The 12473-nt window shown below is 36.3% G+C and carries 14 protein-coding genes; 4 read left to right on the top strand and 10 right to left on the bottom strand.

Annotation, left to right across the window (positions count from 1 at the left end):
- Nucleotides 1–6: 6 nt before the first annotated feature.
- Together rpe and Q0252_RS04260 are read right to left on the bottom strand one after the other, a co-directional pair.
- The gene (rpe, locus tag Q0252_RS04265) at nucleotides 7–657 is read right to left on the bottom strand and encodes a ribulose-phosphate 3-epimerase (protein ID WP_297984151.1); all 651 of its coding nucleotides are present in this window, start codon (nucleotides 655–657) and stop codon (nucleotides 7–9) included.
- Nucleotides 658–757: 100 nt separating this feature from the next.
- Nucleotides 758–1834 (bottom strand): M42 family metallopeptidase, encoded by a 1077-nt coding sequence (locus Q0252_RS04260; protein ID WP_297984149.1) that lies wholly within the window; start codon nucleotides 1832–1834, stop codon nucleotides 758–760.
- A gap of 56 nt (nucleotides 1835–1890) precedes the next feature.
- Here Q0252_RS04260 and Q0252_RS04255 point away from each other — a divergent pair, with 56 nt between their 5' ends.
- Nucleotides 1891–2598, top strand: a complete 708-nt coding sequence (locus Q0252_RS04255; RefSeq protein WP_297984147.1) for a DUF4294 domain-containing protein — start codon at nucleotides 1891–1893, stop codon at nucleotides 2596–2598.
- 3 nt (nucleotides 2599–2601) lie between these two features.
- Here Q0252_RS04255 and Q0252_RS04250 read toward each other — a convergent pair whose 3' ends face one another.
- Entirely contained in the window at nucleotides 2602–3021 is a 420-nt protein-coding gene (locus Q0252_RS04250; protein ID WP_297984146.1) for an NUDIX domain-containing protein, read from the bottom strand.
- Nucleotides 3021–3695 carry a tRNA (5-methylaminomethyl-2-thiouridine)(34)-methyltransferase MnmD gene (gene mnmD / locus Q0252_RS04245; RefSeq protein WP_297984144.1) on the bottom strand — a complete coding sequence of 225 codons (675 nt, stop codon included), beginning with the start codon at nucleotides 3693–3695 and terminating at the stop codon, nucleotides 3021–3023. Before mnmD ends, Q0252_RS04250 begins: the two co-directional genes overlap by 1 nt.
- An 83-nt stretch (nucleotides 3696–3778) precedes the next feature.
- On the opposite strand from mnmD, the gene Q0252_RS04240 reads away from it, so the two are divergent.
- From Q0252_RS04240 to Q0252_RS04230, 3 genes are all read left to right on the top strand, one after another.
- Nucleotides 3779–4852 carry a branched-chain amino acid aminotransferase gene (locus Q0252_RS04240; RefSeq protein ID WP_297984142.1) on the top strand — a complete coding sequence of 358 codons (1074 nt, stop codon included), beginning with the start codon at nucleotides 3779–3781 and terminating at the stop codon, nucleotides 4850–4852.
- A gap of 73 nt (nucleotides 4853–4925) precedes the next feature.
- Nucleotides 4926–5438 carry a hypothetical protein gene (locus Q0252_RS04235; RefSeq protein ID WP_297984141.1) on the top strand — a complete coding sequence of 171 codons (513 nt, stop codon included), beginning with the start codon at nucleotides 4926–4928 and terminating at the stop codon, nucleotides 5436–5438.
- A 46-nt stretch (nucleotides 5439–5484) separates the two neighbouring features.
- Nucleotides 5485–6516, top strand: coding sequence for a peptidylprolyl isomerase (locus Q0252_RS04230; protein WP_297984185.1), 1032 nt, complete (start codon nucleotides 5485–5487; stop codon nucleotides 6514–6516).
- Between the two features lie 158 nt (nucleotides 6517–6674).
- On the opposite strand, the gene Q0252_RS04225 is transcribed toward Q0252_RS04230, so the two are convergent.
- The 6 genes from Q0252_RS04225 to Q0252_RS04200 form a co-directional block, all read right to left on the bottom strand.
- Nucleotides 6675–8033 (bottom strand): M20/M25/M40 family metallo-hydrolase, encoded by a 1359-nt coding sequence (locus tag Q0252_RS04225; RefSeq protein ID WP_297984140.1) that lies wholly within the window; start codon nucleotides 8031–8033, stop codon nucleotides 6675–6677.
- 36 nt (nucleotides 8034–8069) lie between these two features.
- Nucleotides 8070–9314: a DUF1015 domain-containing protein gene (locus Q0252_RS04220; protein WP_297984138.1), complete on the bottom strand. Its 1245-nt coding sequence runs from the start codon at nucleotides 9312–9314 to the stop codon at nucleotides 8070–8072.
- A 2-nt stretch (nucleotides 9315–9316) separates the two neighbouring features.
- Entirely contained in the window at nucleotides 9317–10285 is a 969-nt protein-coding gene (locus Q0252_RS04215) for a D-2-hydroxyacid dehydrogenase (RefSeq protein ID WP_297984136.1), read from the bottom strand.
- A 6-nt stretch (nucleotides 10286–10291) separates the two neighbouring features.
- Entirely contained in the window at nucleotides 10292–11356 is a 1065-nt protein-coding gene (gene serC, locus Q0252_RS04210; protein ID WP_297984135.1) for a 3-phosphoserine/phosphohydroxythreonine transaminase, read from the bottom strand.
- A gap of 115 nt (nucleotides 11357–11471) precedes the next feature.
- On the bottom strand, nucleotides 11472–11822 hold the full coding sequence (locus tag Q0252_RS04205) for a 4Fe-4S dicluster domain-containing protein (RefSeq protein WP_297984133.1): 351 nt from the start codon (nucleotides 11820–11822) through the stop codon (nucleotides 11472–11474).
- A gap of 96 nt (nucleotides 11823–11918) precedes the next feature.
- Nucleotides 11919–12473, bottom strand: coding sequence for a biliverdin-producing heme oxygenase (locus Q0252_RS04200; protein WP_297984131.1), 555 nt, complete (start codon nucleotides 12471–12473; stop codon nucleotides 11919–11921).

The raw sequence follows: 12473 nt of genomic DNA, 5'->3' as shown, positions 1-12473 counted from the left end.
GATACATTAAATTTTCAACATTTCAATCGTTTTTTGCGGATCAGAAGTGGAAAAAACAGCATTTCCAGCCACCAGAACATCTGCACCGGCTTCAAAAAGTTTAGAAGCATTTTCCAGATTAACACCACCATCAACTTCAATTAGTGCTGTTGAATTATTGGATAGAATTAAATCTTTCGTCTCCGCAATCTTTTTATAGGTGTTTTCAATAAATTTCTGTCCGCCAAATCCCGGGTTTACGCTCATCAAAAGCACCAAATCTACTACCGAAATAATATCTTCCAACATTAAAACCGGAGTAGAAGGATTCAGCACAACACCTGCTTTTGCGCCTTTGTCCTGAATTAAATTGATGGTTCTGTGAAGATGGGTACAAGCTTCGTAATGTACAGAAACCAAATCTGCTCCCATATTGATGAATTCTTCCACATATTTTTCCGGTTCCACAATCATCAAATGGACGTCTACAAATTTTTTGGCGTGTTGCTGTACCGTTTTCATCACCGGAAATCCGAAAGAAATATTCGGGACAAATCTTCCGTCCATCACATCAACGTGAATCCAATCTGCCTGCGAAGTATTCAGCATATTGATGTCTCTTTCGAGATTCCCGAAATCCGCCGACAAAAGGGAAGGAGCGATTAATTTTGTTTTCATTTACTTTTTATTGGGTTTGATTTTGTGTGATTTTGTTTGAAATTGTTTGATGAATAATAACAAGTACGAATTGTGAACATCCATCATCCATCATCCATCATCAATGGTATTTCAGGTTCATCGTTGGTTTAATCTTCAACAAGCTCTCATAAATTAACTGAATAACATTTCCCACATCTTCTTTGGCAACCATTTCCACCGTTGTGTGCATATAACGCAAAGGAAGCGAAATTAAAGCACTTGGAGTTCCGCCGTTTGAGTGGGCAAAAGCATCGGTGTCTGTTCCTGTAACTCTGCTTGAAGCCGCTCTTTGATAAGGAATTTTTTTTGTTTTTGCTGTTTCCACAATCAATTCTCTAATCGTGTGATGAACCGTTGGAGCAAAGAAAACAACCGGGCCGTTTCCGCATTTTTGGTCGCCTTCTTTTTTCTTCTCAATCATTGGGGTAGAAGTGTCGTGCGTAACATCAGTCACAATCGCGATATTAGGTTTAATGGTATCTGCAATCATATCTGCGCCGTACAAACCAACTTCTTCCTGAACGGAATTGGTAATATATAAACCGAAAGGAATTTTTTTCTTGTTTTCCTTCAAAAGTCTTGCTACTTCAGCAATCATAAATCCACCGATTCTGTTGTCCAAAGCGCGGCAAACGAAATATCGGTCATTGAGTTCAAAAAATTCGTCGGGATACGTAATCATACAACCCACTTCAATTCCTAAATCTAAAACTTCCTGTTTTGAAGTCGCTCCGCAATCAATAAAAATATTTTCGATTTTTGGAACAGGCTCATTCGCATTTACGCCTCTTGTATGAATGGCAGGCCAACCAAAAACGCCTTTTACAATGCCTTTTTCCCCGTGAATATTGACGGTTTTTGATGGTGCAATCATTTGGTCCGATCCGCCGTTACGGATGACATAAATTAATCCATCGTCGGTAATATAATTTACGTACCAGGAAATTTCATCGGCGTGGGCTTCAATAACTACTTTAAATTCTGCTTCAGGATTGATGATTCCGTAGCAGGTTCCGTAATGGTCTGTCTCGGTTTTGTCAACGTAAGGTTTAATGTAGTTCATCCAAACTTTTTGGCCTTCGTGCTCGTAACCTGTTGGAGATGATGTGTTTAAATATTGTTCTAAAAATTTCAGGGATTTTTTATCAAATTTCATAAAAAAGGAATGAATTTTGTTTGTTTTGAAAGTTGTTTTTAATGTAGGTAAAAGTAATGAATTTTAACAAAATAATATTAATCTTTCTTTTGTTTTTGGGTCTTTCTGCGCAAGCGCAGGATATGGATTCGCTGTTGTCTAAACCTTTAAGCAAGTATCCTCCTGAATTAATTAAAAAGGATGAGTTTGGAAACCAATATTATTATGACGAAAGACAGAAAGCAAAAATTTATGAGATAGATGGCGAAACCGTAATCGTTCTTGATGAACTGATTTTGGTAAGTAAGCCGCGTTTTAACAATCAGCTCGACAGGAATTATTATTTCTTTTTGAATAAGAAGTTGAACCGCGTTTATCCGCTTTTTTTAACAGCTTTAGAGCAGTACAGAGATTTGAATTCTCAAATGTTAAGCATGGATGAAGAAGGACGCAGAAAGTTTTCTAGAGACAAACAAAATCAGTTGGCTGATCAGTATGAAGCGCAACTTCGAGATTTAACGACATCTGAAGGACAGATTTTTGCAAAATTAATGTATCGCGCAACCGGAAAATCGGTTTTTGATATCATTAAGGAATTGCGTGGTGGTTGGAGTGCTTTTTGGTGGAATGTAAAAGGAAATATTGCAGATGTTGATATTAAAGAACCTTACGACCCACACAAATACAGACACGACGAATTTGTGGAATCTTTATTACAAACCAACTGGAACTTAGGTTATTTACAACCTTATGTTGGCGCAAAAGATTTTAAAGTAAAAAAATAGAAATTAAAGGAATTTTTTCCTTAGTTTTTCGTAAACAATTCTGTCGATAGGCAGTGGGAATGGGTTTTCTTCGAGTTCGAGGGAAATCCATTCTGTTTTTTCGATACACGGGTCAATGATTAGCATTTCGTTTTCATCTTCGATTTCAGCTAAGTAATATACGGTCATCAGCTGTTCGTTCTCGCGAAATCTCGAAACCAAAAAATCTTCCTGAGTGTAGAAATGCTCAACATTTTTAATCTTAAGGTTGAGCTCTTCATCAAATTCTCGTTGAAGACATTCAATTGTTCCTTCACCATATTCCAAACCTCCTCCTGGAAGTTTCATCAGATGGTCTCCTGCATATTCTTCAAAAAGCACTAATACTTTTTTGTCTTTTACACACGCTGCGTAAACTCTGATGTTAAATTTATTGATGTTCATTATTTTTTTATTGCGTTAATCATTTCCCGTTTTCCTGGAGGTCCCTGCTTTTTCTCGACTTCAAAATTTAAATCCTGTAAAATACGTCTAACAGTTCCTTTAGATGAATAAGTAGTTAGAAGTCCGCCGATTTTCATTTTGTCTGAAACCTGCTCAAAGATAGGCTGTTCCCATAAATCGGGCTGAACTCGCGCCCCAAAACAATCGTAATAAACCAAATTGATTGGTGGGATATCTAAATTTTTCAGTTCAAAAAAGTCACACTCAAATTTAGTTAAAAAGAAATTAGGGAGGATCTCTGTTTCAGAATTCCAAGGTGAGGTGTGAATTTTTTCGTTAATCAATTCAAATTCAGGGTTGTTAAAAAGAGAAGGGTAGTTTAATTCCTTGACTTCTGTAGAAGAAACGGGATATTTTTCGATGGTGAAATATCTTAAAACATGATTTTTATCAGTTTTCAAAAATTCATCAATTGTAACTAAAACATTTAAACCTGTGCCAAAACCGAGTTCTAGAATATTAATTTCATAATCATATGTTAAATTTAATCCGTTTTTTATAAATACGTGTTCAGCTTCTTGAAGTGCACCATGTGAAGAATGATATCCTTCATTTAAATCATTGATAAATAATGTTTTAGAGCCGTCGTTGGTGCTTTTAATTTCCCTTTTCATTAAAGAATTTTATCAAAATTAAATTAAATTTTTCATATTAAAAAATTATTATATATTTGTTAAAATCAATTTATATTAAAAAAATGATAATTCAGAAAACAACCAATTCCAGACTTTCGGATTTCGACCCGGAAAATTTTTCTTTCGGAAACACTTTTATCGACCATATGGTGATTTGTGAGTTCGAAAACGGAAAATGGGGAGAAGTAAAGGTCATGCCTTACGGACCACTTCCTTTTTCACCTGCTATGATGGGTGTAAATTACGGACAGGCTTGCTTCGAAGGAATGAAGGCTTATAAAGATAAGGATGGTGATGTTTTTCTTTTCAGAGTTCAAAAGAATTTTGAGCGTATTAATAAATCTGCTAAAAGACTTGCAATTCCTGAAGTTACAGAAGAAATGTTTGTGGAAGGTTTGAAAGCTTTGGTTGATATCGACCGTGGTTGGATTCCTTACGGTGAAGGAAATTCTTTGTACATCAGACCGGTACTTTTCGCAACTGAGGAAGCTTTGAAGGCACGAGTTGCTAATAAATATATGTTTGCCATTGTTGCAACTCCGGCTAAAAGTTATTATGCTGAACCGGTTTCAGTAAAGATTTCAGATTATTATTCAAGAGCAGCAAGCGGAGGTGTAGGTTTTGCTAAAGCTGCAGGGAATTACGCTGCATCTTTCTATCCAACTCAGTTAGCAAATGAAGAAGGATATGAGCAAGTAATCTGGACAGATGACGCAACCCACGAAAATTTTGAAGAAAGCGGTACCATGAACGTTTTCGTAAGAATCAACGATACGATTTACACTCCGAAAACTTCTGATAAAATTTTGGATGGTGTTACGAGAGACAGCTTCATAAAACTTGCAGAAAGAAGAGGAATTAAAGTGGTTGTAGATGACGTAAAAGTTGCTGATGTAATTGCTGCGCAGAAAGACGGTTCTTTAAAAGAAATTTGGGGTGTTGGGACTGCCGTTGTAACAAGCGTTTTTAAAGCAATTGGCTATAAAGGTGAAAGACTTGAACTTCCTGTTTTAAGTATGGAAGAAAGTTTTGCATTAACGCTCCAGAAAGATTTAGTAGATATTCAAACTAACAAAGCGGAAGACCCTTTTGGTTGGCGAGTTTTGGTAGAGAAAAAAATATTGGAAACAGTATAATTAAAACCGGGAATTTTTTCCCGGTTTTTTCTTTATAAGAGTGCATTAAAATTCTTATTTTCGCATAAATTTTATGAAAAGTTTTTTCTATTTTTCTTTAATCATCGTTTCGTCCTGTGCAAAGCAGAATGCGCATCCTCCGGTTGGTGGTGTTCTGTCTGAAAAAGATTTGGCGGTTTCTCAGAACCGTTCAAAAAATCTTAATCTTCACGAACGAGCTCAAATCCAAGATTGGATTAATGGACAGAATGAAAAGTTCTATCCAATGGGTTTAAATTATTGGATTAATAAGGAAGGAGTAGAGAAAAATCCACGTAAAGACGATGGATATAGCGTTTCTTATCAATATGAACTTTATGATTTCGATATGGTAAAACTTTATGAAAATCCTGTGGTAAATAGAAATGTGGTCTTTGGAAAATTTGATGAGTTGAAAGCAGTGGATAATGCACTTCGTTATTTGAATCCGGGTGATGAAGTCACGCTTCTTGTGCCTTCGGTTCTGGCTTTTGGAACTTACGGTGATAACGATAAAATTCCATATGACATGCCCCTTATAATTAAACTGACAGTTTTTGAAAACTAATATGATAAACAAAAAATTATTAATAGCATTGGCGGGAATTTCGCTGATGAGTTGTACACCAATTTATAAAAAAATGAACGTAGACAAAGAAACTTATGAAGGCCTGAAAGACGGTTTGTATGCAAATCTGCAAACTTCGAAAGGAAGCATGATTGTAAAATTTGAAGACGAAAAAGCACCGGTAACGGTTGCAAACTTTGTTGGTCTTGCTGAAGGTAAAATAGATAATACTGCAAAACCAAAAGGAGTTCCTTTTTACGACGGAACAATTTTCCACAGAGTTATTGAAAATTTTATGATTCAGGGAGGTGACCCGAAAGGAACGGGAATGGGAGACCCGGGTTATAAATTTGAAGACGAGAAAAACGATTTGAAACACACTGGAAAAGGGATTCTTTCTATGGCGAATTCAGGTCCTAACTCGAACGGTTCTCAGTTTTTCATTACAGAAGTTGCAACTCCTTGGTTGGATGGAAGACACACGATTTTTGGAAAAGTAGTAAAAGGTGAAGATGTTATCGATGCAATTGCTGCTGTAGAAAAAGGAGCTCAGGATAAACCAAAAACGGATGTTGTTTTGGAAAAAGTTTCTGTTTTCGGAAAAGGTGATGAATACAAAAACTATGATGCTGCTAAAATTTTCAACGATGGAAAAGGAAAAATTCAGGAGAGCAATAAAGCGTTTGTTGCAAAACAGGAAGCTGAGGCTGCAAAAGCTTTTGAATCATTAAAAGCTGGAATGCAAACAACGCCTTCAGGTTTAATGTATAAAATTACCAAAAAAGGAACAGGTGCAAAAGCAGAAAAAGGAAACACTGTTTCTGTACATTATGCCGGGAAATTAACGAATGGAAATGAGTTCGACAATTCTTTCAAAAGAGGAGAACCTATTGAGTTTCCAGTAGGAATGGGTAATGTTATCAAAGGTTGGGATGAAGGAATTCTTCTCTTAAATGAAGGTGACGAAGCAACTTTCTTGATTCCGCCAGATTTGGGTTACGGAGCAAGAGGAGCAGGTGGAGTTATTCCTCCAAATGCTTGGTTAATCTTCGATGTTCAGTTGGTGAAAGCGAAGTAATTCGAATTCAAAATAGTAAAACAGTACAAAGAGAGTTTAATTACCTCGTGAATCCGAAGCATGCCAAGTTTTCGGAAGTTAAAAAAGAAGAGAGAGAAATTCAGTTTTGTCGAAAGACTATATTAAAACAAAAGAGCAGAAATTTCTGCTCTTTTGTTTTACCAGTTCTTATCCACCATATAAATCAGCTGTCCCATCACAATTGCTCCCAGCATTAATTCCCGTCGGTTTACTTTTTCAAAAGTATCTTCTTCCGTGTGATGAATGTCGAAATATCTTTGAGATTCCGGAGCCAGTTCAGCTAAAGCTGCTCCGTTTTCTTCCAAAGGTTCAATATCAGTTCCGGCATATCTCAAATCGAAATTATAAACGCCATACGGTAAAAATAATTTCTTCCAGGATTGTACTTGCTTAATTTTTGCATCATCCATTACCAAGCCAAATCCACGTGGCTGAAAACCACCACCGTCACTTTCTATCGCGAAAATATGTTTTTCATTTTTCTCTTTGGCCACTTGTGCATATTGGTTTCCGCCGCGAACACCGTTCTCCTCATTGGCGAAACAAACTACACGAATCGTATGATTATTTTGAATTCCCAATTTCTTAAAAGTTCTCAAGATTTCAATGCTTTGGACAATTCCGGTTCCGTCATCATGTGCGCCTTCTCCAACATCCCAGGAATCCAAATGTCCACCAACAACGATAACGCTTTGGTCTTTTTTCCCTGTAATTTCTCCAATGACAGTATGCGATAATTTTTCGCCTTTCATCGTGCAGTTGGAATTCAGTTTAGCAAAAACTTTTTCTGTTTTTAATGTTTTCTCTAATTCATCGGCACTTTTGGGACCTATTGCAACTGCAGGAATTTTTTTTGTATCGTCTTTGTCATAACGCATTGCTCCTGTGTGTGGAACATCATCAAATGTTGAAGACAGAGAACGAACGATCACCGCTTTTGCACCTTTTTTTCCTGCCCAGGAAGCAGCAGAACGTCTATAAATTCCGGCATCACCATAAGCTTGTCCGGTTGATATGAAAGTTTGATTAAATGGATAATTAAAGAAAACAATTTTTCCTTTAATCTTCGCTTCAGAAAGTTGATCGAAATCTGCTTTGTTTTTTACGAAAATAATTTCACCCTCAACGTCTTTTCCTTTTGTTCCTTCGGAATTTCCTAGTGAAAGCATTTTCAAGTTTTGCCATTTTCCGCCTGAATTTTTAATCTGTAAAGATTCTTTGCCACGTTCCCACACCGGAACCATTACTTCCTGAAGCCAAACTTTATCTGCACCGGCATCACGTAAAGTTTGCGCAGCCCATCCAACAGATTTTTCGTAAGCTTTGGAACCGCTTAAACGGTGGCCTATTTTCTTGGTTAAATATCTTAAATCTTCATAGCTTTTTCCGTTCGTTAAGATTTCGTCTGAAATTTTTTTAAACTGAACAGAATCCTGAGAAGTTTGGGAAAATAAAATTCCGCCCCAAAAGAGCGGAAGTAGGAGTAATTTCTTCATTGACTGATTTTGGTCTGACGAATTTAGAAAAATTTTTTATTTCATGTCGTACATTACAAGCGCTGTGATTAATTTAGGCTCAATTAATGTACATTTTGGTGGCATTTTGATGTTTTTATCAGATACTTTTACCAAATCGTTAAAACTTACAGGGTAAATACCAAAACCGGCAGCGTATTCTCCTGAATCTACTTCTTTTTTCAGTTCCAAAATACCATCAACAGTAGAGTTTCCTTTAATATAAGTTGTTTTATCGGTTGTTTTATAATTTTCAATTCCTAAAATTTCCTGGAAGATATATTTTTCAAGTAGGAAATGGTCCAAGTCTAAATTTTCGAAGTGGGCTTCTTTTCTCAATTCATGCTTCACGTGAAGGCTGTAGAATTTTCCATCCAAATAAAGGCTGAAGTGGAATTTCTGAGAAGGGAAGTATGGAGTTTCTCCTTTTTCGTGAATCAGGAACGATTTCTCTAATTTTTTAAGAAAATCTTGAGGTGTTAATCCATTCAAATCCTTTACCAAACGGTTGTAATCGTGTATTTTAATGGATTCTTTTGAAACGATATAGCTAAATACAAAATTGTAAGGTTCAGAACCGTTATGTTTTTTATTTTTTTCTTTAAGATGCTTTGCATTGAGCGCTGTAGAACCAATTCTGTGATGTCCGTCTGCAATGTAAAACGAATCAATCTGTTCCAAGACCTCCTTAAACTGCTGCATTTTCAAACGGTTGTCGATTTTCCAGATTTTATGTCTGGTTCCGTTTTCAGATACATAATTGATGACGGGGACGTTCTTTTCCTCGTGGTTCATCAATAATTCAACTTTAGAATTTGAATTGTAAGTTAGTAGAACCGGTTCAGCCTGAATATTGACTTTCTCCAGATAATGTGCTAATTTTTCCTTTCTTTCCGTAAGAGTAGATTCGTGCTTTTTGATCTTTCCATTTTGGAAATCTTCAACAGAAACCAAGCCTAAAAGTCCTCGAAATATGGTTTTATTAGGCAAAATTTGCTGATAAAGATAATAAGAGGAAGAATCCTGAACCAACACCTTATTATCCAACAATTCCTCGTAATTAGTTCGGATTTTTCTAAGGTTACGGTCAATATCCTTTGATTTGCTCACAACATACGGCTTAATCATCTGTATGTACGACAAATCTTCCTGAGATTTTTTGTTAATTTCCTCCTGCGTAAAGTTATCTAAAGGATGCGTCGGGAATTTGTCTATAAAATCATTTTGAGGACGCACTCCTCTAAAAGGTCTAAATATCGGCATAATTAGCTAAAATTTTCTTTCTTTTTAATGTCTATAATCTGTAATGCAAGTTCTGTTCCTATTTTTTCCTGAGCATCTAATGTATTTCCACCCAAATGTGGTGAAAGTGAGAGACTTGCGTTCATCAGAAGTGGCAATTCCGGTTGTGGTTCGTTTTCGAAAACGTCTAGAGCGGCTCCTGCAACTTTTCCTTCCTCAATAAAATCGAGTAGGGTAACTTCATTGATGACGCCTCCTCTTGCTGTATTAACGATGAAGACGCCGTCTTTCATCATTTCAAACTGAGGGGTATCGATAATATATTGGCTGGTTTTTGGCGTGTTGATGCTGATGAAATCAGTATCTTTTAAAAATTCGTTCCAATTGTTGGTGGAAGTAATTTCGAAATTGACTTTCTGACCATCAAAAAACTCAAGAGAAATGGTTTGTGTGTGTGGTTTTCTGGTAAGGACTTTTACTTTCATTCCCAAAGAAATCCCGATTTTCACTACTTCCTGTCCAATTCCTCCAAAACCAATAACGCCTAAAGTTTTTCCTTCAAGCTCATAAGCTTTTGAATATGATTTTTTCAATGCATTAAACTGAGATTCTCCTTCCAAAGGCATCATTCTGTTCGATTCGTGCAGAAATCTTGCAAGGCTGAAGAAATGCCCGAAAACCAGTTCTGCAACAGACCTGGATGAAGCATTCGGAGTGTTGATGACGTACAAACCTTTTTCAATGGCATATTCAACATCAATATTGTCCATTCCAACACCGCCACGTCCAACGATTTTTAATGAAGGACAGTCGTCTATTAAATCTGCAGGAACTTGTGTTGCACTTCTAACCAAAAGCACATCAATATTATTTTCGTTAATGAAGTTGGTTAAGTGTTCCTGCGACACTTTAGCTTCTACCAATTCGATTCCGGCTTCCTGAAGTGCTTTAATACCCGATGCAGAAATTCCGTCGTTTGCTAAAACTTTCATGAATGATTATTTTAAATTCTTCATTACATCCACCAAAACCTGAACACTTTCAATAGGTAAAGCATTGTACAAACTCGCTCTGTAACCACCTAAACTTCTGTGTCCGTTCAAACCGTTGATTCCTGCAGCTTTCCAGGCAGCATCAAATTCTTCTTTTTTAGATTCATCCAATAATTTGAAAGAAACATTCATTAAAGAACGGTCTTCTTTTGAGCAGAAAGTTTCGAATAAAGGATTGCTGTCGATTTCATCATATAATAATTTTGCTTTGGCTTCATTTCTTGCTTCAGCTCCAGCAATTCCACCATTTTTTTCTAAATGCTGTAATGTTAACAACGAAGCATAAACTGGAAATACGGGAGGTGTATTAAACATCGATTCTTTTGCAATGTGCAAAGAATAATCTAAGTATGATGGAATATCTCTTCCGGTTTTCCCAAGGATATCTTTTTTAACAACAACCAGAGTCGCTCCAGCTGGACCCATATTTTTCTGAGCTCCGGCATAAATCAAATCAAATTTTGAAAAATCGAGCTGACGCGAAAATATATCAGAACTCATATCGCAAACCATCAAAGTATCCACTTCAGGAAACTCTTTCATCTGCGTTCCGTAAATGGTATTGTTAGAAGTACAGTGGAAATAATCGTATTCTGAACCTACTTTAAAATCTTTCGGAATGAAAGAATAATTCTCAGCTTTTGAAGAACCCACAACATCTACTGTTCCTAATTTTTTAGCTTCTTTAATAGCACCTGCAGCCCAAGTACCCGTATCAAGATAAGCAGCTTTTCCGTTTTCAGCTTTCATCAAATTCATCGGCGTCATCAAAAACTGAAGACTTGCGCCACCTCCCAAATAAATGACTTCGTAATCATCACCTAAATTCATCAATCGCTTTACAATTGCTCTTGCTTCTTCCATTACCGGAAGGAAATCTTTGCTTCGGTGTGAAATCTCAAGAATAGAAAGTCCGATTCCGTTAAAATCCAGGATTGCTTCTGCAGATTTTTGGAAAACTTCCTGCGGCAAAATACATGGTCCTGCGCTGAAATTGTGCTTTTTGCTCATAGCTTTTAAAATTTTCATTTACCGCAAACTGCGGCAATATTAATTAGATTTTGGATTGGTTTTGTATGGAAAAATTCTTAAAAAAAAAGCCCATCATTGATGAGCGAAGGAATTTTTATTCTCCGTGTAGAAAAGCTTTCTTGGCAAGTAAGCTTTCTTCAGATTCTACGTGATCTTCATCCGGAACACAGCAATCTACAGGACAAACTGCAGCACACTGCGGTTCTTCGTGGAAGCCTTTACACTCCGTACATTTATCAGTAACAATAAAATAAACATCATCACTTAGAGGTTCCTGTGGAGCATTTGCATCGATGGTTAAGCCGGATTTCATGACAACTATTCCGGAGAGAGCAGTTCCATCAGCAGCTTTCCAGTCTACAGCGCCTTCATAAATTGCATTATTTGGGCATTCTGGTTCGCAGGCGCCACAATTAATACATTCATCTGTTATTTTAATAGCCATTGCTAATTGTATTTTTAATTTTCACAAAGATACAAATTATGGTCGCAGCTTCAAAAAATTAGCGTGATAAAATGCTTTAAATGAAGAAAAAACATATTAGTTGGCCAACAAAAAATGATATACTTTTTCTGCACCTTTCAGGGCTTCCTCAAACTGCTTTTCTGAGATTTCAGTATTCAATAAATCTTTTAATTGCGTCCAGTTTGTGCCTGTTTCAGCACCATACCAACCTAAGAAAAGAAAATGGTAATTGCTGAATTCTTCGTTCTGCAATAAATGTTTTTTGATCATATTTCCACCTAAAGTAGAGCCTTCAAGTACGTACAATGCTCCGAAAGCCTGCTCGTTATTATCAAGAATTATTGCATCAAAATTTTTGGAGAAAGAGTGGCGGTTTAAACTAAATTCTTCAACAAGTAAATTGAGTTTTCTGCGCTTATTCCAACCAATTTTTTCTTTGTATTCCGGATTTAAATTTGAATCGATTTCGCCTTCAAAATTTTGATACAGCAAATAATTTGAGTTTAGAAATTTGAAATAATCTTCTTTGGAATAGCTTTTGTCAAATACTTTTTTGGAACTGAATTTTACTTCTGCAGCATCATGTAAATGAGCAGTTTTGTCTTTAAGAAAATCGGTTACTAATTTCAT

Source organism: uncultured Chryseobacterium sp., from assembly GCF_936933875.1.
GTDB lineage: Bacteria > Bacteroidota > Bacteroidia > Flavobacteriales > Weeksellaceae > CAKZIK01.
This window is presented reverse-complemented; position numbering and strand designations above follow the sequence as displayed.